The 19,446-nt window shown below is 64.3% G+C and carries 27 protein-coding genes, 1 tRNA gene and 1 pseudogene; 27 read left to right on the top strand and 2 right to left on the bottom strand.

All coding sequences use genetic code 11. From position 1 onward, the window contains the following. Positions 1–204: 204 nt before the first annotated feature. Genes B4N44_RS10490 through B4N44_RS10480 form a run of 3 tightly spaced genes read left to right on the top strand, consistent with a single transcriptional unit; the run spans position 205 to position 1,860 of the window. Entirely contained in the window at positions 205–744 is a 540-nt protein-coding gene (locus B4N44_RS10490; protein WP_296700444.1) for an HPP family protein, read from the top strand. Beyond that, positions 741–1,457, top strand: a complete 717-nt coding sequence (locus B4N44_RS10485; protein WP_296700388.1) for a c-type cytochrome — start codon at positions 741–743, stop codon at positions 1,455–1,457. Before B4N44_RS10490 ends, B4N44_RS10485 begins: the two co-directional genes overlap by 4 nt. 43 nt (positions 1,458–1,500) lie before the next feature. Continuing rightward, positions 1,501–1,860, top strand: coding sequence for a nitrous oxide-stimulated promoter family protein (locus tag B4N44_RS10480; RefSeq protein ID WP_296700385.1), 360 nt, complete (start codon positions 1,501–1,503; stop codon positions 1,858–1,860). A gap of 18 nt (positions 1,861–1,878) precedes the next feature. On the opposite strand, the gene B4N44_RS10475 is transcribed toward B4N44_RS10480, so the two are convergent. Beyond that, entirely contained in the window at positions 1,879–3,060 is a 1,182-nt protein-coding gene (locus tag B4N44_RS10475) for an NnrS family protein (RefSeq protein WP_296700381.1), read from the bottom strand. 315 nt (positions 3,061–3,375) lie between these two features. Between B4N44_RS10475 and uvrC the strand changes: the two genes are divergently transcribed. From uvrC to B4N44_RS10365, 24 genes and pseudogenes are all read left to right on the top strand, one after another. Further along, positions 3,376–5,229 carry an excinuclease ABC subunit UvrC gene (gene uvrC / locus B4N44_RS10470; protein ID WP_296700378.1) on the top strand — a complete coding sequence of 618 codons (1,854 nt, stop codon included), beginning with the start codon at positions 3,376–3,378 and terminating at the stop codon, positions 5,227–5,229. Positions 5,230–5,232: 3 nt separating this feature from the next. Continuing rightward, the gene (gene pgsA / locus B4N44_RS10465) at positions 5,233–5,808 is read left to right on the top strand and encodes a CDP-diacylglycerol--glycerol-3-phosphate 3-phosphatidyltransferase (protein ID WP_296700376.1); all 576 of its coding nucleotides are present in this window, start codon (positions 5,233–5,235) and stop codon (positions 5,806–5,808) included. 129 nt (positions 5,809–5,937) lie between these two features. Continuing rightward, positions 5,938–6,012: transfer RNA gene (locus B4N44_RS10460), tRNA-Gly, on the top strand. Positions 6,013–6,105: 93 nt separating this feature from the next. Next, positions 6,106–6,987 (top strand): tyrosine-type recombinase/integrase, encoded by an 882-nt coding sequence (locus B4N44_RS10455; RefSeq protein WP_296700373.1) that lies wholly within the window; start codon positions 6,106–6,108, stop codon positions 6,985–6,987. A gap of 155 nt (positions 6,988–7,142) precedes the next feature. Further along, positions 7,143–7,649 (top strand): hypothetical protein, encoded by a 507-nt coding sequence (locus B4N44_RS10450; protein ID WP_296700371.1) that lies wholly within the window; start codon positions 7,143–7,145, stop codon positions 7,647–7,649. A 268-nt stretch (positions 7,650–7,917) separates the two neighbouring features. Beyond that, complete coding sequence (locus B4N44_RS10445) at positions 7,918–8,136, top strand: hypothetical protein (RefSeq protein ID WP_296700368.1); 219 nt, start codon at positions 7,918–7,920, stop codon at positions 8,134–8,136. Beyond that, on the top strand, positions 8,129–10,981 hold the full coding sequence (locus B4N44_RS10440; RefSeq protein ID WP_296700366.1) for a PriCT-2 domain-containing protein: 2,853 nt from the start codon (positions 8,129–8,131) through the stop codon (positions 10,979–10,981). Before B4N44_RS10445 ends, B4N44_RS10440 begins: the two co-directional genes overlap by 8 nt. Positions 10,982–11,264: 283 nt before the next feature. Continuing rightward, the gene (locus B4N44_RS10435; RefSeq protein WP_296700363.1) at positions 11,265–11,639 is read left to right on the top strand and encodes a hypothetical protein; all 375 of its coding nucleotides are present in this window, start codon (positions 11,265–11,267) and stop codon (positions 11,637–11,639) included. A gap of 208 nt (positions 11,640–11,847) precedes the next feature. Continuing rightward, a complete protein-coding gene (locus B4N44_RS10430; protein WP_296700360.1) occupies positions 11,848–12,312 on the top strand; it encodes a hypothetical protein in 465 nt (154 codons plus the stop codon). Between the two features lie 44 nt (positions 12,313–12,356). After that, positions 12,357–12,701, top strand: coding sequence for a hypothetical protein (locus B4N44_RS10425; protein WP_296700358.1), 345 nt, complete (start codon positions 12,357–12,359; stop codon positions 12,699–12,701). Then, entirely contained in the window at positions 12,698–13,102 is a 405-nt protein-coding gene (locus B4N44_RS10420; RefSeq protein WP_296700355.1) for a hypothetical protein, read from the top strand. Before B4N44_RS10425 ends, B4N44_RS10420 begins: the two co-directional genes overlap by 4 nt. Beyond that, positions 13,095–13,355 carry a hypothetical protein gene (locus B4N44_RS10415; RefSeq protein WP_296700352.1) on the top strand — a complete coding sequence of 87 codons (261 nt, stop codon included), beginning with the start codon at positions 13,095–13,097 and terminating at the stop codon, positions 13,353–13,355. Before B4N44_RS10420 ends, B4N44_RS10415 begins: the two co-directional genes overlap by 8 nt. Next, on the top strand, positions 13,286–13,819 hold the full coding sequence (locus B4N44_RS10410; protein ID WP_296700350.1) for a hypothetical protein: 534 nt from the start codon (positions 13,286–13,288) through the stop codon (positions 13,817–13,819). Before B4N44_RS10415 ends, B4N44_RS10410 begins: the two co-directional genes overlap by 70 nt. Before the next feature lie 3 nt (positions 13,820–13,822). Then, a complete protein-coding gene (locus B4N44_RS19940) occupies positions 13,823–14,143 on the top strand; it encodes a hypothetical protein (RefSeq protein ID WP_414718138.1) in 321 nt (106 codons plus the stop codon). Continuing rightward, positions 14,115–14,357, top strand: coding sequence for a hypothetical protein (locus B4N44_RS10405; RefSeq protein WP_296700348.1), 243 nt, complete (start codon positions 14,115–14,117; stop codon positions 14,355–14,357). The genes B4N44_RS19940 and B4N44_RS10405 overlap by 29 nt, the downstream gene beginning before the upstream one ends. A 1,177-nt stretch (positions 14,358–15,534) precedes the next feature. Next, entirely contained in the window at positions 15,535–15,855 is a 321-nt protein-coding gene (locus tag B4N44_RS10400) for a hypothetical protein (protein ID WP_296700345.1), read from the top strand. Beyond that, positions 15,852–16,289, top strand: a complete 438-nt coding sequence (locus B4N44_RS10395) for a hypothetical protein (RefSeq protein ID WP_296700342.1) — start codon at positions 15,852–15,854, stop codon at positions 16,287–16,289. The genes B4N44_RS10400 and B4N44_RS10395 overlap by 4 nt, the downstream gene beginning before the upstream one ends. Further along, positions 16,286–16,471: a hypothetical protein gene (locus tag B4N44_RS10390; protein ID WP_296700339.1), complete on the top strand. Its 186-nt coding sequence runs from the start codon at positions 16,286–16,288 to the stop codon at positions 16,469–16,471. Before B4N44_RS10395 ends, B4N44_RS10390 begins: the two co-directional genes overlap by 4 nt. Next, complete coding sequence (locus tag B4N44_RS10385) at positions 16,468–16,692, top strand: hypothetical protein (RefSeq protein WP_296700337.1); 225 nt, start codon at positions 16,468–16,470, stop codon at positions 16,690–16,692. Before B4N44_RS10390 ends, B4N44_RS10385 begins: the two co-directional genes overlap by 4 nt. 48 nt (positions 16,693–16,740) lie before the next feature. Further along, positions 16,741–16,980: a hypothetical protein gene (locus B4N44_RS10380; protein ID WP_296700334.1), complete on the top strand. Its 240-nt coding sequence runs from the start codon at positions 16,741–16,743 to the stop codon at positions 16,978–16,980. A 125-nt stretch (positions 16,981–17,105) separates the two neighbouring features. Beyond that, complete coding sequence (locus B4N44_RS10375) at positions 17,106–17,387, top strand: hypothetical protein (protein WP_296700331.1); 282 nt, start codon at positions 17,106–17,108, stop codon at positions 17,385–17,387. 961 nt (positions 17,388–18,348) lie between these two features. Continuing rightward, positions 18,349–18,531 (top strand): annotated as a pseudogene (locus B4N44_RS10370) (transposase); the annotation flags it as partial. Positions 18,532–18,544: 13 nt separating this feature from the next. Next, a complete protein-coding gene (locus tag B4N44_RS19935) occupies positions 18,545–18,817 on the top strand; it encodes a Fic family protein (RefSeq protein WP_414718139.1) in 273 nt (90 codons plus the stop codon). Further along, positions 18,711–19,052, top strand: coding sequence for a hypothetical protein (locus tag B4N44_RS10365; protein WP_296700329.1), 342 nt, complete (start codon positions 18,711–18,713; stop codon positions 19,050–19,052). The genes B4N44_RS19935 and B4N44_RS10365 overlap by 107 nt, the downstream gene beginning before the upstream one ends. Positions 19,053–19,072: 20 nt before the next feature. On the opposite strand, the gene B4N44_RS10360 is transcribed toward B4N44_RS10365, so the two are convergent. After that, positions 19,073–19,303, bottom strand: a complete 231-nt coding sequence (locus tag B4N44_RS10360) for a hypothetical protein (RefSeq protein ID WP_296700326.1) — start codon at positions 19,301–19,303, stop codon at positions 19,073–19,075. Between the last annotated feature and the right edge of the window lie 143 nt (positions 19,304–19,446).

The raw sequence follows: 19,446 nt of genomic DNA, 5'->3' as shown, positions 1-19,446 counted from the left end.
GGTAGGGACGAGCGAGAGCGAAGTCCACCGAACCCCGCGCCGGCACTGGTGAACCGCGCTGCGCTTGTCCACCAGTACTGCAACGTAAAATCATCGCAGCGACCGGCCTTGGAAGTATGACCGTGCGGAGGTGCCCCCGAATCGCCCCGAAGTCGCGCCGGAAAACCGATACGCACGCCAGTTGGAGGCAATGTCTTGAGCCTGATGGCCTACGTCCGAAAGATGCGCGGGACGACCCGCGGAAGTCCGCCGCGGGTCAGCAATCAGGAGGTCTTCTGGTCGTGGATAGGCGCATTCATCGGGATCGGCTTGGTGGGTTGGGTCAATCAGGCGTTCTTCTCGGGGACCGATCTCACGCTCGCCATCGGTTCGCTCGGTGCGTCCGCAGTCTTGCTCTACGGGGCGGCGCGCAGTCCATTGGCTCAACCCCGCAATCTGGTCGGCGGTCACCTCATCTCGGCGCTGGTCGGCGTGACCAGCTGGAAGCTGCTTTCGGCAGACCCCTGGCTGGCCCAAGCGGTGGCCGTGGCGACGGCCATCGCGTTGATGCACCTAAGCAAGACACTGCACCCGCCGGGCGGGGCAACCGCACTGATCGCGGTCATCGGATCGGAGGAGATTCACGCGATGGGCTATTTCTATGTGCTGATTCCGGCGACGCTCGGGCCGCTGATCCTGTTGGGGGTGGCCCTGATCGTCAACAATATCCCGGCAACCAGACGTTATCCGGAGAACTGGAGATGAGCCGGTCCTGGCGGCATGTCAATCGAGGCTTTGCCCTCCTCCTCGGCTGCCTGCTCGCCGCGCCCTGTACGCTCGCCGAGGAGGTCGCGGATCCGTTCGCCGACGCGGACATGGACAACGCCACCGAGATCAACGAGGTCTGTGCCGGCTGCCACGGCGAGTACGGCCAAGGCGGAAAAGACGGCGAATATCCCCGGCTTGCCGGTCTCCCGGCGGCCTTCATCGCACGGCAGCTCGAGCTGTTCCGAGGTCGCGAGCGCGAGAATCTGGCCATGGTCGAGCACACCGATCACCGACAGATGCCGGATTCGGATGTCCGCGATATCTCCGCCTTTCTGGCGGCGATCGAGCTGCCGAGTCGACTGCCGCCGGTCGACGAGACCGCGGCGGATTTCAACGCCTACGAGCGGCTGATGGCCACGAAGCGGATGGTTCAGATCCCGCGCGCGGAGGGCGATACGATTGCCGGCGAGCGCCTCTACGCTAAGGAGTGCGCCTCCTGCCACGGTCGCGATGGTCTGGGCCGCGAGCGCGATGCCGTGCCCATGTTGGCCGGTCAGTACACCGGCTATCTGCATCGTCAGGTCGAGAAATACATCGACAAGCGGCGTGTGCATGATCCCTCCGACCCGGATGCCGAGGAGCTGCTTGCCGCCTTCAGCGCCGAGGAGCTGCGCGACATCTTCGCCTACATCTCGATCCTCGACGACTGATCGTCGAGGAGACCCGCTTCCGATCCGAATCCGAGGACACCCCATGCCGTTCGGCCGACGCATAAGGCGCGAGAAGAAGACCATCACCGCCATGATGGCCATCTACTGCCGGGACCATCATCCCGGTCACAAGGGACTCTGCGCCGAGTGCGTGTCCTTGCTGGACTATTCGCATCGCCGTCTCGACACCTGTCCCTTCCAGGACGAAAAGCCGGCCTGCAATCTCTGCGAGGTGCACTGCTACAGCGCCGTGATGCGCGAGCGCGTGCGCGATGTCATGCGCTATGCCGGCCCGCGCATGCTCCGACCTCATCCGATCCTGAGTCTCGGTCATATCCTCGATAAACTCCGTCCGGCGCCGAAGCTGCAGGCTCGGGCGCAGTCGGCCAAGACGCGCAGGTAACCGCGGCCCGATGAGGCGTCAGCCGGATCGCCCGTCCGGTCGGGGCGCGACCAGCATAGGTGCATGAACCCAGAGGAAGAGTCCGAAGGCGAGGATCCAGCAGATCCCGGCGCTCATCAGCCAGGCGTGGTAACCGGCCGGGTAGATCAGAGGTGCGAGACCGCGCAAAGCCGCGGCGCAGTTGATCAGGACGAAGGCGAGGATGGTCAGGCGAGCGGCCTGCATCGCGCGACCCGTATGGCCGACGGCGACCCGGGCCATCATCCCGAGCGTCACCACACCGATGGCCCCGATGGTCAGGGTGTGCAGCGCGCCGCGGGCGGGTAGGTCGGTAAAGGCGGGGACACCGTCCAGGATCAGGCCAAGCGCAAGCCAGAGCAGCCCGACATAGAGTACGGTCAACATGGGTGTTGTCCAGAGACGTCGATCGTGCCAACCGAGGATCCGTATCAAGAGCACCAGACCCAACGCAATCGCAAAAGCGCCTGACTGAGATCCATAGGGCTGCATGAGGTCCGCGACCAGGAGTGCTGCGGCGAGGAGGAAGCTCAGACGCTCGAGGAACTGAAAGCTTCGCGGCTTGGCGCCGGCAATTCCGCGCTCGATGAAGAAGGGCATCACGCGGCCCGAGACCAAAAGCATCGTCAGGATGGCCAGGTCCAGCATCAGACGGTGACCCCGCGCCACCCCGCCCGGAAGGACGCCGAGCACATCCAGATGCACCGAAGCACTCGCGAGCATCATGCCGGCGAACAGCAGCAGGAAGACGCGGTTCACCGGGTTGGGACCGAACCAGAGCGGCCGTCGCAATGCGAACGCCAGAACCGGGAAGAAGGCGACATCGGTGAGGGCGACCAGCAGCGGCGGCAGCCCGAGCCAGGGCATCAGACGCGCAGCCAACCAGAGTGCGACCAATCCCGCCAGTGCCGGACCCGTCGGCGTGTCCATGCTGCTCCAGTTGCGCACGGCTGTCAGCAGGAACCCTGCGATGACGGCCGCCAGATAACCGAAGAGCATCTCATGGGCGTGCCAAGCCGGCCCGGCGAGATAGCCGGGCTGCGGGACATGCCCCGTCAGCATCGCGAGCCAGATCAAGACGGAGAGGATGGCGGCGATCCCTGCGGCCAGGAAGAAGGGCCGGAAGCCGAGCGCAAGGACGCTGATCGGTCTTTTGGTCTTGGTGAGCGGGTCGACGCGCATCTGTGTGCTTGTCCTTATCGGTGGTCGGGAGCGAGCCCGAGCAGGGCCGGCTCCCGAGCGTCGGGAGTTGGTGTCGGAGGCGGTCGAGCCGGATCGCGCAGGTCGTCTTGCGCTGAGGTGGCCGGACCTCGCGGGGTCGGGGTGCGCTGTCGCAGCGACTTACCCTAGCGATGGCGTAAGGATGCAGCCTTGACGTGGATCAAAAGGAGAGGGCGGTCCGGGGCGAAGCGAAAGATCGGTTCGGCATGACAGCGCCTCGTGTTGCATTGAGGTTTGGTCTGGATCGGCATCGGTCGTTTGCGCTCTAATCCGCACATGAACGACACCCCTGCAGATCCGGATGCCGAGTGCAGCCAGCCCGCGCGAGCCCTCCTCGAGCGCATCCCCCAAAGCCCCGGCGTCTATCGCATGCTCGATGCCGAGGCCGCCGTGCTCTATGTCGGCAAGGCGAAGAACCTCAAGCGCCGGGTGTCGAGCTATTTCAGCCGGGCCCTGACACGTCGTCTTCAGGTGATGGTGAGCCAGATCGCCGACATCGAGGTGACGGTGACTCGCACCGAGGGCGAGGCGTTGCTGCTCGAGAGCAACCTCATCAAGTCACTGCGTCCGCGCTTCAATGTCCTGCTGCGCGACGACAAGAGCTATCCCTTCATCTATCTCAGCACCCAGGACGCGTTCCCGAGACTCGCCTTCTATCGGGGTCCGCGCAAATCCAAAGGGCGCCTCTTCGGCCCCTATCCAAGCGCCTGGGCGGTGCGCGAGACCCTTCAGTTGCTGCAGAAGCTCTTCCCGGTGCGTCAGTGCGAAGACAGCTTCTTCAACAACCGCTCGCGACCCTGTCTGCAGTATCAGATCAAGCGCTGCAGCGGCCCCTGTGTCGGACTCGTCAGCCGCGAGGCTTATGCCGAGGATGTCGCCCACACCATCCAGTTCCTCGACGGGCGCGCCGAAGAGGTGATCGCGGATCTGGGTCGCGGCATGGAGCAGGCCGCCGCCGCGCTCGAGTTCGAACGCGCCGCCGTGCTGCGTGATCAGATCGCGACCCTGAGCCGGATCCAGCAACGCCAATACGTGAGCGGGGAGGGCGGCGACCTGGACATCATCGCCTGCGCGCAGGAGGGCGGGACGAGCTGCGTGCAGGTCTTCTTCGTCCGCGCCGGGCGCAACCTCGGCAACAAGGCATTCTTTCCGAGGACGCCGGAGGACACCGACGACGCGACCCTTCTGGCCGGCTTTCTCGCCCAATTCTACGCCGACAAGCAGATCCCGCCCGAGCTGGTCGTCAGCGTCGAGCCGGAGGAGCGTGTGCTCTTGGAGACGGCGCTTTCGCAACGCGCCGAGCGGCGTGTGCACATCAAATGGCGGGTGCGCGCCGAGCGTGCGCGCTGGCTCGAGATGGCCCGCGGCAATGCCGAGGTCGCGCTCAAGTCCAGGCTCGGCAGCCAGGCCGGCTACGGACGCCGTATCGAGGCGCTGCGCGATGCCCTGGAGCTCCCCGAGCGGCCGCAGCGTATGGAGTGCTTCGACATCAGCCACACCCAAGGCGAGCGCACCGTCGCCTCCTGTGTGGTCTTCGACGGCGAGGGGCCGCGCAAGTCGGATTACCGCCGCTTCAACATCGAGGGCATCACCCCCGGCGACGACTACGCGGCCCTGCATCAGGCCCTGACCCGGCGCTACACCCGAGTGATGCAGGGCGAGTATCCGATCCCCGATATCCTCTTCATCGACGGCGGACGGGGACAGATCCGCGCGGTCGGCGATGCGCTCCAAGAGCTCGGTATCGCCGCCCTGCAGGTGGTGGGTATTTCGAAGGGGCCTGATCGGCGTCCGGGCACCGAGCTGCTTTGGTTGTTGGGCGTCGAGTCGCCGCTTATACTGGCAAGCGACTCCCCCGCCATGCATCTGATCGAGCAGATCCGCGACGAGGCCCATCGCTTCGCGATCACCGGTCATCGCCAGCGTCGTGCCAAGGCACGCACCACCTCCACGCTGGAAGGGCTCGCCGGGATCGGACCGCGGCGCCGCCAACGTCTCTTGAAGCAGTTCGGCGGCATCCGTGGCCTGGCCCACGCAGGGGTCGAGGACATTGCCTGCGTCGACGGCATCGGCCGGCAGTTGGCCCAACAGATCTACGATGCCTTTCACGAGGAGGCCACTGGGCCCTGACGTATGTGGAATATCCCCAACATTCTGACGATGCTCCGGATTGTCTTGATTCCGGTGTTTGTCGTCGTCTTTTACATGGGCGCACCCTGGGCGCCCTACGTCGCCGCCGCGGTCTTCGGTGCGGCCGCCCTGACGGATTGGCTTGACGGCTATCTTGCGCGTCTCTGGGAGCAGACCTCGCCGCTCGGCGCCTTCCTCGATCCGGTCGCCGACAAGCTGATGGTTGCGGTCGCGCTCGTCCTGCTCGTTCAGTACGACCCTCGCACGTTCTTGGCGCTCCCGGCGATGGTCATCATCGGACGCGAGATCACGGTCTCTGCGCTGCGCGAGTGGATGGCCGAGATCGGTGCGCGCGCCAAGGTCGCGGTCTCCATGACCGGCAAGATCAAGACCACGGCCCAGATGATCTCGATCGTGCTCATGATCCTGCACGATACAGTCTTCGGACCCTGGGTCTACGGGTTGGGTGTCGTTCTTCTGTACGTCGCTGCCGTCCTGACACTCTGGTCGATGGTGCTCTATCTGCACGCCGCTTGGCCGAGCCTGTCCGGTCAGGTCGATATCGAGGGGCGTGGTTGAGCCCGGCTCCGAGCGATGGCGCGAAGCCGTCAGCGGAGCCTTGTCCACACCGCCCCTGCGAGCCGCGAGATCGGATGCAATCCAGGGGTTGACAGCATCGCAAAAGGCCTTAAAATGCACGGCTCCAAAGCGGGAATAGCTCAGTGGTAGAGCACAACCTTGCCAAGGTTGGGGTCGCGAGTTCGAATCTCGTTTCCCGCTCCAATTCAACCCTAAGCGCTTGAAATTGCTTCCGAAAGTGCGCCGCCACGGCGATCAGTTCACGGTTCTGATCGTTTTGCACTCGGAGCAAGTTTTATGCCTACACTTTCCGTGACCATTGACGCGTTCGTCGCGTCGCGCGAATTCGACCGGGGAACCCTGGCCCGTCTCGCGTTTTGGGATGAGTCGCTCGGCTCTCGGGATCTCGCCGAGATCACCGCCGACGACGTGGACCTTGCGCTTGTTCGGCTCGCCGAACGCGGGCGCCTGGTGCCCCGCCGCGGTCAAGCCACCGAGCCGGCCGGCGCGCCCATGTCCGGCGCCACCTATAACCGCTACGTCTCGCAACTCGCCTCCGTCTTCAAATACGCTCGACGCCTGCGTCTGCTGCCCCGTGCCCATGTGCCCCCGACGCGCGGCGTGGAGAAATCCCCCGAGCCCGCCGACCCGAACCGATACCTTCGCGCGGAGGAGGTCGAGCGTATCCTTGCCGTCACCCGTCTACTCGACACCCGATGGGGCAAGCTGTCTGCCCTGGTCCTGGTTGCCTTTCACACCGGGTTGCGCGTCGGCAATCTCATGACCCTTCGATGGGGCGACGTGGACCTTGAGCGCCGCACCATCACCGTACTGAAGACCAAGAACGGCCGGCCCCAGGTCTCCGCACTCTCCGCGCGTGCGGCCGATGCACTGCGCCTGCTGCCGGGGAAGCAACCGGATGCCCTGGTCTTCGAGGGTAGCGAGGGGCGCCCGTTCGGGTTCCGCCGTCTCTGGATTCGCGTCTGCACCGAGGCGGGTCTGCCGGGTCGCAACTTCCATCAACTGCGCCACGGCTGCGGGCATGCGATGGCAACCTCCGGGGTCAATCAGGCCGCCATCATGGCCGTCATGGGACACCGCACCTTGAGCGCGAGCGCGCGCTACATGCACGCCAACGCATCCGACAAGCTCGACGTGGTGGATCGCGTGTTCGGCTAGAGACATCGCAACACCCGCCCGACAAGAAACCGACCGACGAAGTGAGGGGTTCCACGACGCTTCGGGTCGGTTTCAGCAAAAGCAGCTTGAACAGTATGAAAAACAACTTAGCCTGCTGAAACACGCCGTGGTGGCGAACTTTCGGAGGCCAGTTCATGCAATCCCAACCCGTTCACGTCGATTTGTCAGATTGGCGAACGATGCGCCAATGGGTCGCCGAGAAAGGCGGCTCGATCTTCAAGAGCTACTCGTCGTTCGAGTGGTTCATTCGGAAGCATCGCGCGGAACTTGTAGCCAGCGGCGAATATATCCCTCGTCCCGGGGCGAGCGGCTCTCTGTGCGGTCCCGGGCTCGCCACGAAGGTCCTGGAGATCATCCGCGACGAAGCGCAGAAAGCGGAGGATCTGCAAAACGCACCTGCCCCCGCGACCGAGCCCGATGGCGTTGTCGAGTTGGGTGGCAAAAAAGAAACGGTTCCGGCGGTTCCGCCGGAAGCTGTAGCGGATCCTGAAGGCGTTGTAGAGCTGAGTGTGTGGATGAAGCCCAGCGAGGCGGACGCCCTTCGAGCCATGGCCAGCGCGCGCGGATCCGCCGCGAACGACCTGGCGGAAGAGCTTGTTCGGGATGCGCTCGAGCGGATCAGGGAAGGTGGCCAGCTATGAGCCGGCGCGCCAAGACGAGCGACCGATGGAGCGGAAACAGAAAGACCGGCCGGGATTGCGCCCCGGTCGGTCTGGATGTTATCGCCTCGATCAATTATGTTGTGAGCCGTTCGCGGAGGACCTGCAAGTCCGACCGCGACGTTTAAGCACCGACCGATCAAAGCCAAAGGTGCACCGGCATGATGATGATACCGCGCCCGCGGTGCATCTGTCGTGTCTGCTCCCGTCTTTGCGCGGTTGGCCGTCCACATGCTTGGAGGCCGATCACATGCCCACCCCAACCTTGCCAAAACCGCCCCGGAACCGACACGCGCCGCTGAGGCAATCGCTCGGATCCGGGCTGCAGAATGCCCTCATGAAATACGCCGAGACGACCGGCGTTCTCCCCGAGACCGTCGCCGTGTCTGGCGTTACGGTGCGTCTGCGCGACGGCCGGCGAGCCCGGTACAGCGTTACGGTGACGCGGGAGTTCTTCACCCATGCGTGACGACGCCCCGACACCGCCACCCCTGGAAACACTCCAGCTTGAGATTCCCACCACCATGCAGGCCGCGCGGCGCTGGCTGGTGTGGAAGCTGATACCGGCCAAACCGAAGCCGCGAAAGGTCCCGTACTACGCCAACGGTAAGAAGCGATCCGGAAAGCTCGACAGTCCGGAGGATCTGGCTTGCCTGGTGACGATGGACGAAGCCGTCCACGCCGTCGCGCGTGGCGGATACGCTGGGCTCGGATTTGCGCTCGGTCCGGATGATGACGGACTCGTCTGGCAAGGGATCGACCTAGACAACACGGCGGAGCGGTCCGAGCTTGCAGCTTTGATCGACATCCTACCGGGCTACGTGGAGCGGTCGCCGTCCGGTAAGGGAGTGCACGCGATCGGCCACGGTTCCGCGTTCGAGGGCTTGGGCTCAAACAAGACCGGGATCGAGGCGTATTGCAGGGGTCGCTACTTCACCGTTACCGGCGAGGCCCTCGGGGGCGACCTTGAGGACCTTGCCCCTTTTGTTCGCGACACCCTGACGCCTTTGCATCGCGGCCATGAATCGGGTCGCGAAGCGGAGCCCACAGCAACACCTCGGCATGCCCTTGAGCCGCGCCAAATCTCCGAGCTACGCGAAGCCCTCTTTACCATCGACGCCGACCCCTATGAAACGTGGGTTCGGATGGGGCTCGCGCTCTCGGCTTACGGCAACATCGGCCGGGGCTTGTGGCTCGCTTGGAGCGCGACATCCGAGAAGTTCGACGCGGCACAAGCCGCCGCCAAGTGGCGCAGCTTCCAGGGCTCGGAGCTGGATTACCGCGCTGTCTTCGCTGAGGCGCAAAAGTGCGGATGGGCGAACCCGCGCGCCCGTCACGCGGAGGAACGACCGCCACCCGCAGCGGAGCCGGAGCCCGAGCCCGAAGAGGTCCCGGAGGATGAACAGATCGGCCCCTACGTCTGGTCTAAAGGGGTTTTCTACCAGTTGCGGACCATCACGACAGGCCGCGGCGAATCCAGGGAGACGACCGAGAAGCGGATACCGCTCGCCAACTTTTCGGCCGTGGTCGCCGAGCAGCGCCTGTATGACGACGGCGTGGAGACCGAGCATCGAACGCAGCTCAAGGTTTATCGGCCCTCCGCGGGTGGCGTCTCAACGGTGGACGTGGAGATCCTGACCGCACAGTTCAGCGGGATGGCGTGGGTCACGAACAAGCTCGGTCATCAATACGTCGTCACGGCCGGGTCATCCGTCCGTGACCATCTGCGGGCGGCGATCCAGACCTACAGCCGAGACATGGTGACACGCCAAATCTACACCCACACGGGATGGAGGAAGATCGGCGGCGAGCTTGTTTACCTGCACGCGGGAGGCGCGATCACGGCGAATGGAGCCCGAGACGACATTGATGTCGAGCTCGAAGACAACCTGATGAACTACCACCTCCCGCACCCACCGGAACCGCCGGCATTGGTTGACGCGGTGCGGAAATCGCTGCTCCAGATGCGGCTCGTTAACGACGGCGTGGGCGCCGTCCAGTTGGCGCGGATCTACGGCCCGCCGCTCGGCGGATGGTATCGGCAGGATTGCGGGGTTTTCGTAGACGGCCGGTCGGGGACCTTCAAGTCCGAGATCGCCGCCCTGGCGATGGCCCACTATGGGCAGGGCTGGAATGCGCGGTCCTTCCCCGAAAGCTGGTCCAGTACCGAAAACGCCATGATGAAAAAGGCGTTCGGCATCAAGGATGCCTTGTTCGAGATCGACGACTACAACCCTCAAGGGACCGCGAGCGATCAACAGGCCATGAGCATCAAGGCCGATCGCGTCTTTCGTGGCGCCGCCAACCAAGCCGGCCGGGGGCGCATGACCGCCGACACCCGCTTGCGTCGGACCTACTACCCGAGAGGCATGGTCTCGGCATCCGGTGAAGACCTACCGGCCGGGCGTTCGTTGCGGGCGCGAATGTGGATTCTCAGCTTGACCCCGGGGACGATGGAGCTGGACATCCTTACCGAGTGCCAGCGTCACGCCAGAGCGGGAATCTACGCCGCCGCGATGTCCGGATATCTGCGGTGGATCGCCTCCCGTGCGGAGCAGCTCGAAGCCGAACTGCCGATCCGCTACGAAGAGCTTCGCGCCGAAGTCGGCTCGGAGCTTCGGGACCATGAGCGCATCCCGGCCAACTTGGCGGGAATGCGTCTCTCGATCGAAGTCTTCTTTCGCTTCGCGCTCGACATCGGGGCGCTGTCTCGGGAGCGCGCCGCCGATCTCGAATCGCGGTGCAAAAGCGCCTTGCTGGACCAAGCGAGGGTTCAAGCCGACCTGCAGGAAACCTCGGAGGATGCCGTTCGCGCGATGGAACTACTCAGGGCGGCATTCTCTCTCGGTCGCGTCCACGTCATCGACGCAGCACAAGTGCCGGCGTCGAAACCGCCCGTATCCCGATCACACCTCTTGGGCTGGAAAACAACCATTCACATGCACCGCAATGAGGGACCAGACGGGGAGCCGCGCGTAGAGCAGCGATTCGAGGCACTCGGGGAGCCGATCGGCTACTTCGTCGACCAAGCCAACGACCTAGGCCCGCAGCTTTGGCTCAGTCCAGCCGCCGCGTATACGGCGATTGCCAAGCTCGCCAGAGACCAGGGAGCAGGGGCGCCGCGTTCGCAACACCGGCTGGCGAAAGCGCTCGCCGAACGCGGATTCCTGCAGCGGGGCTCGGGGCGCGACATCGGGCACAAGCATAACCGGGCCAACATCTCCCCCGATCGTGTGTGGCGGATGCCTCTAGGGCAGTTGCTTCCGAGCGGATCGCCTGAACACGAAGCCTCCCCCGCTCTCCATGAAAGTTAATAGGTGTTATCTGTGAAAAGTCGGGAAGTCGGGAAGGTTGCTGTTTTGCTCAAGGCTGGCGTGGGGTTAGACCTTCCCGACATGGTTTTTCGGAAGTCGGGAAGGCTGCAAAAGTCGGGAAGGGTAACGGCACGCTTCCCGACTTGCCTTCCCGACCCGAAAAGCCCTGTCGGGAAGGCGTTTTATCAATCAAGGCAATGGGTTAACCATACCTTCCCGACTTCCCGACATTTCCAGGGAGAGAGGGGCTTAGTTTTCTGCACACACACCGGGAGGGCTTGGCATGGCCCGCAAGGATGATGACCGCCCTCAGGTCCGCTGTTGCGACTGTCAGTCCTTCACCAGCGCGACGAACTACTGTGTGACCGCTCGGAAGGTCTTCGTCATCGGGAAGGCAACCACCTGCATGAAGTTCGCGCGGAAGTGGGCCAAGAGCGAGCAGACGCGAAACCCGCGTGAGGCTCGCCCTGGATCCGTGACGCGCCGGGAACCGTGGACGGTGGACGAGCTGAGGTTCTGCTTAGAGGTGGAGGATCTCGCCGACGCGGTTACGGAGGTCGCCGTAGATGAGCAGGGTAGGGCGGCCGTTCGGTTCGCCGCCGACGTGGATCTCGACACCATGAACCACGTCGGCCGGCTGCTGACTTCCGCGTTTTGAGGGTCATGCTTTCGATGCAGCATCCAACGGGCTCGGCTGAGTTTCGCAACCGCATGTTCTCTCGGAAGATTCAGCAGCGATGGGACCCCGGCACCCCCGCCGTAACCGCGGGGAATTCGAGCCCCGGTTTTCGACAGGATTTCAGTCGCTTAGGGTCTCGGCAGCAGATATGTTCGATGTCAACTGGCTATGGATCGAGATTGTCGATATGAAACAGAATGAAGGGCTCGCCATGCTGCGCCGCGCGATCACCGCGACCGCCCGGACCGACCCGGAGGCCGCGGCTTTCCTCGCCGATGGGCTGCGCCTAGCGGCCACCGGAGCTGTGGCGACCTTGGATGAGGGTCTCGGCATCCGCGGCCGCGGCATCGCGAGCCTTGCGACCCGCGAGCGCCTTTCCCGTCGAGATCGGCACCTCCGCCGCGCCTTCGCCCTGGTCCCGTTCAACGAAGACACGTCTACCCCCGCGCGCATCCGTGAGCTGGCGAGCGAGATCGGGATGTTCGAGGCGTCCACCTGGCGATGGTCCCGGCACCATGCACAACCACCGGCACGCCTTAGCCCTCTGCAGTGCGAGCTGTGGTTCGCCTTGAGCAGCGCACCGGCTCCGACATCCGCGACGCACCTGAAGCGCATTATCGCCGAACACCAAACACCCGGTTTTGATGGTTGATTCGTCGGCTGAAAATGTCCGCACTCCAAACACCGGACACGAACATGATCGACAACAGCATCATCAAACATCGGCCGGTCGCGCTCGCCGTCGGCGCAGCGATCGGCCCCGAGATCACCGCAGGCCACTATCCAACGCCGCGCAAGATGTCCGCCGAGCAGCAAGCCGAGATGGACGAAGCCCTCGCGCAGATCGCCGCCAACGAGCCGCACCGCGCCAACCAGGCCGGCCCCTCTGCGTCCGGGACTACTGACGCGCAAATGCGCGCGATGGAAGCACTCGAAAAAGCCCTGTCGTCAGGCCGCACCGGTGGACCCGCGCGCGACGTGGACATGAGCGCGCCGCGATCGCGGATTGTGCGGCCGGATCGCGGAGGCTTTCAGCGATGATCTCGGCACCATTGACGCTTGCTCAGAAGCAAGCCCGAGCCGCCAAGCTCGAGCCCTACGAGATGCGCTTGCGGGAGCTGCGACGCGCCGCCAAGGGCGCGCACGCTGCCCTGTCCGGGCTGATCGGCGAACGCCTCGCGCTGCACCAAGAGCGCCAAGACCTTGCGCGGTACATCGCCCAATGGGGAGTGGACCTGCAGCGCAATCCTCGTGTGCCCGGCACGCCCGAAGACCCGAAGCTAGCCGGCGCCCGAATTGACCTGAAGATGGTCGAGCAGCGCCTAGCCGAGCTGGAAACGGCGATCGAGTCCGCGCAAGCCGCCTGGAAGCCGCAAATCAAGCTGCTGACCGCGTGCGAGGAATGGCTGGAGGACAACACCGGGCGCATCGCCAATGGCTGACCCCGTGCCCCTGACTGCGGCTTATACGGAGATCGCCGGCGCCTCGCTCGATTTCGCGTGTCAGTGCGATGGCGTGGACGGCTTCGAGGTGATTTTCAGCGACAGCGAACCGGCGCCGACAGCGCGTGGGCTATGGGTGCGCGGAGGCGACATCTTCCGCCGCGACGGGCTGCGAGGTCGCGCGTGGGCACGCCTGCCGGCGAAGCGCCGCAGCGACAACAGCAACATCTACATCATCGGAACCATCGCATGACCATTGAGAAAATCCGCGACCGCATCACCGCCCTGCAAGCCGAGCGCAAAGCCGTGGAACGCGAGTGGCCCGCCCAAGCCGAAGCGGCCGAAAGCATCGCCGCCGAGGTCGAGCACCTTGCCGAGCGCGGCCGGGACATCCTTAACCCCTCCCGGCTGCGCAAAGGCAAAACCGACTTGACGAGTCACGCCGCATCCAGGATCGACGTGCTTTCGATCGTCGCCGCGCTGGACTTCGAGCGCACCGCCGCACGGCTCGCCGCGATTGCCTTCGAGGCACATCCCGAGCCCGGCATCAGCGCCGCAGACCGGCGCCGCCGCCTCGCCGAGCTCGACGCGGAGCTGCGTAGCCTGGAAATCGAGGAAGAGCGCGCGATTCGCAGCTCGCCGACGCCGATCGTTCGACGCGGCGATGCGGATCCTACTGTTGTTTTGGCGCCCGATCTCGGCCGGATCGCTGCCTGATTCTTGGCGCGGGCAGTTTTGGACGGCTGCGAGGTCGCGACTTCCTCCGCGGCCTCCCGGCGCCGACCCGGTCGCAAAGTCGGCACCCACCACCGAGGCCGTACATTGAGCGCATCTTGCCCCCTCTGCGGGTCTGAACACACGGCAGTACTGGAGACCCGCCAAGCCGGCGCCGACGCCATCAGGCGCCGCCGCAAGTGCCTTGGATGTCGATTCCGTTACAGCACACTCGAGACCATCACCCGAGCGGCCGCCATCGAGGCCGCCGCGCACCGCGCACGACGAACAGACGCCGATGAACCCCGCCCTGACCCTGCACCTTGACGGGCTGCTGCTCGCCGCCAACGACTCGGGCGGGTTCGACGTGCGCATGACCGACGAAGACACCGCCGTCGAGCTGTTCCGGTCCTGGTTCCGAGCGGAGCAGGCCCGGCTCGACCGGGAGGCCCGCGCCGCCGCCCGCCGGTCACATCTGCGCCTGGTCCCACCGCCCCGCCGAGCCGAGAGGATTGACCGATGCCCCGATACGCCGCCTTGATCCGCAAGCCTGCGACCACCCGGAAGCCGCTGCAGCGCGCAACGGTCCTGGCCGGCATGTTGGACCCACCGCCCCCGCCCGCGGCCGTCAACGCGAAGCGCGCCCGCTCTACGCGCTTCAGGATGACCGCACCGCCCGCTTGACCCGTGCCGTGCCCCGGTTGCGCTCACTGCGCAGCGCTGCGCAGTGAGCCCGGGCAATCTCACGGCTCAACCTTGAGCCGCGACATCTGCGCATGGGTTCGCCGATGTCCGCTCTCCTTATCCGCAAGGAGACCCGAACCCCTCCTGGATCAGGTCACGCCTTCCGACGCCTTGGACATGTGCGACAGCCGCAGCCCACAGCGCTTCCGTCTTGACGTTAAGTCATGGGGCGATCGGTACTTTGATGAGGTTTCTTACATCAAAGAAACCGACACTGAAGAAGTACCTGAACCCCAAAACACCCAGGAAGCAACGCCTGAATCCACTGAATCGCCTGTCGAGACCGAAGCGGAAAGCGAGATTCAGGGAGAGACCGAACCCAACCTGGATCGGGTCATGCCTTCCGACTGCACCCGCAGAAATCACCAGCGCCGACGCCACCTTGCGCGCACCCTTGAGGATCCATCGCCGAGCGCAAAAACCGACGAACGGTATGTAGACTTCCGTCCGCACGCTGTTACACTCGGCATATGTCACATGTTACCGATACCGAGAAACGGAAACCGACCCGCGTCCGCATGGCTGAATGGCGGGATCGGATGCGAGCCGAAGGGTTCGTGTCGGTTACGGAGTGGGTGCCTGCGGAGTCGAGACCGCTGGTCCGAGACATCTGCAAGAAACTGAGGGAGGGGAAGAGAACCGCGAAGACGAAGTGAAGTAGAGGAGATCGGCATCCAGGGGCGCGCCAACGCCCGAGGATGCCTGACCATCACCAACCTGTAACGGAGGTTCGGCAATGGCTACCAGCCATGATATATCACTGCGCGTGCCGACTTGGCACCGCATGACATCAGACGCCCTTGCGCGTCGAGACCATCGCACACTGCGCACTCTTCGCGCGTCCGTCGCCTGGTGCCTGTCCGGCATGCAAGGCCGGGAGCTGTCCGAGGCCCGGGCCCTACTGGCTCGCATCGAAGCCGCGCTGCGGTTTATCGGCGTTCGCCGCCGCCGTTCGATCTTGGGAGGTCGCCGACATGGAAGGTAAACGCCAGCCGAGCCGATCCATCATCCTCCTCGCGCGCGATCTCGTCGGCGAGATGCAGCGCTGCGGCAAGCCGATCGACGGCGATGACTTCGCTCACAAGGGCATCGCCCTGTCACATCAACTCTTCGGAGTCGTGCGCTACGGCTTACGCTGTGACCCCGTGCGCGCCGCCGATGTCGTCGCCGCGCACCGATGGCATGACGCTATCCTGCACATGGTCACGACCGCCCCGGACGGTCGCGCCGCCGAACTGACCCGCTTGGCGACCCGAGCCCATGCAGGATTGACCCCGATGGAGGCGAGCTCATGAGCGCAACACAATTCAGCGGCATGAGTGAGCTTTGGCAACTGGCGTGGGCGCTGCAAGGCTTGAACCGGACGCTCGACATCGAAGAAAGCGGGCTGGACGACACACCTTTCGAGCGCGATCGCCTGTCAGGCATCGCGACTGCGGCACACCTGCTGTCGAGCCGCTTACTCGAGTTCGCCGACGCCTTCAACGAGGTTGCGACCGCCGAACGCGAAACGACCCTGGCCCGCATCGCCGCCGATACGGGGGAGACGGCCGCGGAAGTCGCCGCCGGTCTGTTGAGCATCGCACTGGACGCCAGCATCGCCGAACGCGAAGCCGAGCAAGCCGCCGCGCTGGCTCGGGAGGAGCGCATCGCCGCCGCCCGACTGAAGGCGAAGGCGGCAATCATCACGGCCGTCGACCAGCTCGCCGCTGAGGAGCAGGCGGCATGAGCGACAGCGAGCACATGATAGATGCGATCGTCGGCGGGGTATGGCACCTGGAACGGTGGAACGAGGTAGCGGATCGGCTGTTTTCAGCAAGCATCGCGCTTATTTTCTGCGCACCGGATCACCCGGCACGGGAAGACATCGAGTTTCTTTCGCAGATCGGAGCAATGAGGGCAAGGTCATGACCGACGTGGAGAACTACAGGATCGAGGACAAGACCCGCGTGAATCTGCGGGGCAAGCCTGCGACATCCTTCAAAATGTTCGAGCGCAACGGCCGGGCGTTCGTCTTCGCGGGCAACTTCTTCAGGCCGGGAGGGCATGACGCGACCGACGAGCAGTGCATCGCCTTCGCGCGATTCGAGGGCGGAGCAGAAGACTTCGATCCGCTGGACCTGCAAGACTGACCAACCCGCCCGGCATCGGCCGGGCGCAACCTCAAGGAGCAAGGACGAATGAGCAACGATCAATCCTATCTCGACGGCACCCCGCGCGACGTGGTCGCCGTCCCGTTCGACGCGGAGGGCAATATGGGCGATTTGCAGCGGATCGGATCCGCGCTCGACTGGCGATCCGCCGTCCTGCTGGTGTCCGAATCTGGCTACCGGGTCGCACCGGAAGGCGAGGGGTTCGACTGCGGACACATCGCCAACGCTGAAGGCCCCGACGCTTTCGGGGTCGCCGTCCTGGTCTGAGCTGATTCGAGCTCAACCCGAGACCCGCCCGCGTGGCGGGTCTGCCGATCCAGTCCCTTGCGTGGTTCGGATCCAGACGCACGCCAACCCGCCCGGCATGCCCGGGCACACCCGGAGCCCGATCGATGAGTAACAAGGTCAACGACCCCGATGCAGTCCCGCGGATGTTAAGCGTACTGATTCCGATGTCGGATTCAGGCCGGTTTGATGACATAGATAGTCCCTTGGAACTGGTCTCTGCGTTCGAGTCTGCTCTTCGGGAACGAGGCGTTATCGCCAGCGATGAGAGCTTGTCATTGGCGGCCGTGGCGCGGTTGATGGACGCGATTTCATCCAACGAGCGCCAACACTTAGACGCGCTCGAAGATCGCCTAAAAGATCAAACCGCCCAACTCGACCCGAGCTGACCACACCCCTGTAGTTAGCCCTCCGCCGAAACTCACGTGAGTTTCGGTCAACACCTCCTTCAGGTTCTGATCTGTCCCAAAACGGAAGCGCTTCCGTTTTGGGACAGGCTGCCTTCAGGTTCCGATCAGGTCGCCAACCTTCCCGACTTATCCTCCCGACCCGAAAAGCCCTGTCGGGAAGGTATTTTCTCAATCAAGGCAATGGGTTAACCCTACCTTCCCGACTTCCCGACATTTCCAGGGAGAGAGGGGCTTAGTTTTCTGCGCACATTCGCGGAGGGTCCGCGTAATTCCGTGTTGCTCCGAGCCGCTCGCGTGCTAATCTTTCCGTGTATCGCCGTGGTCAATAAGGTAGCAATCTCCTTGCCAAGGTTGGGGTCGCGAGTTCGAATCTCGTTTCCCGCTCCAAATTTATCAAAAGCTCAAAAGCTCAAAAGCTCAAAAGCTCAAAAGCTCAAAAGCTCAAAAGCTCAAAAGCTCAAAAGCTCAAAAGCTCAAAAGCCGGCCTTGTGCCGGCTTTTGTTTGTGTGGCTGAACGGCGCCCAAATCGCGCCCGGAATCCTCGGCGATCGGGCCTTGAGGAGAGGCGAGATGTGGCTGAGAACAGAAAGGTCGCGTCCGCGCCGCGGAGGCGCTGGACGTAAACCTATGCGTCTCGCATAGGTGCAAGAGGCATCCATAAGTGACCGCCAACCTTCAGCATCTGAATCGGACCCTGTTCAGTCAGGGACTGCCCGGTTCTTCCGCAACGGGAGAAATCAGGCCGTGCGGTTGCCCCGTGACCTCGAGATCGATGCCGACGGGGTTTTGATGCGCCGCGAGGGCGACAGCATCGTCCGGCGTTATTCATAAGCTCGGCCGGTAGGGTATTGGGATGGTCCGCCCCGCTCCCCCAACGAGCCCTGAGCGGGCACCATGAGCGATGTGATCGAACATCGTCAACCGAGGTCACGGAGCAGCACAGCGCCTGATGACGATCCGGGGCATCGTCGCGCAGTGCGCGACGGCCTTGTCGGCGGCGGTGGGAGAGGATCCGACGCTGTTCGGCAACGGGCGCGCGCTGGCCGCCTGGCTCGGCTTGGTGCCGCGACAGCACGCCACCGGCGGGCGCGAGCGCCTGCTCGGCATCAGCAAGCGCCCCGACCGGCAAGCGCTCGCTGCCGACCCTGACACGTGCGGGTATTGCCCACCTCTATTTCGCCCCGATTCACCCGTTCGAGGACGGCAACGGTCGGGTCGAGCGGTACAAAAAGGCGTATTACGCCGCACTGGAGCGGGCGAACAAGGTCAATCGCATCGACGATTGGCTGGGCTATTTCTCCCATGCCGTCCTGGATGCGCTGGATTACACGCGCGCGGGTCATCGCTCTGATCGGCAAAGCCAAGCTCTACGACCGGCTTCGGGATCAGATGAACGCACGCCGGGATAAGGGGCTCGCCCGGGTGTTCCGGGCGGGGCCCGAGGGCTTCGTCGGGGGCTTGAGCGCCGAAAGCGATATCGCCATCGCCCGTACGTCGCGCGCTACCGCGACCCGCGACCTCCAGAACCTGGTCGCCAAGGGCGCGCTCGTGCGCACCGGGCAGCGCAAGCATAGCCGTTATGCCTTGAATCTCGGGACGGCCGGGACGTCGGGTCTGCTCGACAGCACAGGCATCGCCTCATAAAGGCTAGATCGGGATCGCCGTCAGGTCCGCAGGAACGGGCCCGCGGTTCTGGACCGGATCGGCATGGATTCCGTCGGCCGTCGCCCGGATGCCCTCGCTCGGGCCTCGACATCCCGCCAGAACCGCACCAGGAGATAGTCCTCGGTCGCCTCGAACTCCGGATCCACTCCGCTGTGTTGCCGCAATAGCGGGACGATCTTGCATCGTACCCCCATGCCGCGTGCATCGACATAGCCGTAGTCACGCAGCACGTCGACGATCAGGGGGTTGCGGGCGAGCGCTGTCCGGCCAGCATCTTCTCCACGGTCATGGGGTTCTGCAGAGCGCCCGGGCTGCGGATCTCAGCGCACCCCGGTCTGACGCAGCGCCCAGCGGGGCCGACGCCCGAAAAGCA

Source organism: Thiocapsa sp. UBA6158, assembly GCF_002423035.1.
Taxonomy (GTDB): Bacteria; Pseudomonadota; Gammaproteobacteria; order Chromatiales; family Chromatiaceae; genus Thiocapsa.
Note: the sequence above shows the minus strand (reverse complement) of the source record. Positions and strands in the feature narration are given on the sequence as shown.

Bases quoted from the DNA above. Each gene is read 5' to 3' on its own strand.
- B4N44_RS10490 (WP_296700444.1), top strand. From the start codon at position 205: ATGGCCTACGTCCGAAAGATGCGCGGGACGACCCGCGGAAGTCCGCCG.
- B4N44_RS10485 (WP_296700388.1), top strand. From the start codon at position 741: ATGAGCCGGTCCTGGCGGCATGTCAATCGAGGCTTTGCCCTCCTCCTC.
- B4N44_RS10480 (WP_296700385.1), top strand. From the start codon at position 1,501: ATGCCGTTCGGCCGACGCATAAGGCGCGAGAAGAAGACCATCACCGCC.
- B4N44_RS10475 (WP_296700381.1), bottom strand. From the start codon at position 3,060: ATGCGCGTCGACCCGCTCACCAAGACCAAAAGACCGATCAGCGTCCTT.
- uvrC (WP_296700378.1), top strand. From the start codon at position 3,376: ATGAACGACACCCCTGCAGATCCGGATGCCGAGTGCAGCCAGCCCGCG.
- pgsA (WP_296700376.1), top strand. From the start codon at position 5,233: ATGTGGAATATCCCCAACATTCTGACGATGCTCCGGATTGTCTTGATT.
- B4N44_RS10455 (WP_296700373.1), top strand. From the start codon at position 6,106: ATGCCTACACTTTCCGTGACCATTGACGCGTTCGTCGCGTCGCGCGAA.
- B4N44_RS10450 (WP_296700371.1), top strand. From the start codon at position 7,143: ATGCAATCCCAACCCGTTCACGTCGATTTGTCAGATTGGCGAACGATG.
- B4N44_RS10445 (WP_296700368.1), top strand. From the start codon at position 7,918: ATGCCCACCCCAACCTTGCCAAAACCGCCCCGGAACCGACACGCGCCG.
- B4N44_RS10440 (WP_296700366.1), top strand. From the start codon at position 8,129: ATGCGTGACGACGCCCCGACACCGCCACCCCTGGAAACACTCCAGCTT.
- B4N44_RS10435 (WP_296700363.1), top strand. From the start codon at position 11,265: ATGGCCCGCAAGGATGATGACCGCCCTCAGGTCCGCTGTTGCGACTGT.
- B4N44_RS10430 (WP_296700360.1), top strand. From the start codon at position 11,848: ATGAAACAGAATGAAGGGCTCGCCATGCTGCGCCGCGCGATCACCGCG.
- B4N44_RS10425 (WP_296700358.1), top strand. From the start codon at position 12,357: ATGATCGACAACAGCATCATCAAACATCGGCCGGTCGCGCTCGCCGTC.
- B4N44_RS10420 (WP_296700355.1), top strand. From the start codon at position 12,698: ATGATCTCGGCACCATTGACGCTTGCTCAGAAGCAAGCCCGAGCCGCC.
- B4N44_RS10415 (WP_296700352.1), top strand. From the start codon at position 13,095: ATGGCTGACCCCGTGCCCCTGACTGCGGCTTATACGGAGATCGCCGGC.
- B4N44_RS10405 (WP_296700348.1), top strand. From the start codon at position 14,115: ATGAACCCCGCCCTGACCCTGCACCTTGACGGGCTGCTGCTCGCCGCC.
- B4N44_RS10400 (WP_296700345.1), top strand. From the start codon at position 15,535: ATGGAAGGTAAACGCCAGCCGAGCCGATCCATCATCCTCCTCGCGCGC.
- B4N44_RS10395 (WP_296700342.1), top strand. From the start codon at position 15,852: ATGAGCGCAACACAATTCAGCGGCATGAGTGAGCTTTGGCAACTGGCG.
- B4N44_RS10390 (WP_296700339.1), top strand. From the start codon at position 16,286: ATGAGCGACAGCGAGCACATGATAGATGCGATCGTCGGCGGGGTATGG.
- B4N44_RS10385 (WP_296700337.1), top strand. From the start codon at position 16,468: ATGACCGACGTGGAGAACTACAGGATCGAGGACAAGACCCGCGTGAAT.
- B4N44_RS10380 (WP_296700334.1), top strand. From the start codon at position 16,741: ATGAGCAACGATCAATCCTATCTCGACGGCACCCCGCGCGACGTGGTC.
- B4N44_RS10375 (WP_296700331.1), top strand. From the start codon at position 17,106: ATGAGTAACAAGGTCAACGACCCCGATGCAGTCCCGCGGATGTTAAGC.
- B4N44_RS10365 (WP_296700329.1), top strand. From the start codon at position 18,711: ATGCCGTCCTGGATGCGCTGGATTACACGCGCGCGGGTCATCGCTCTG.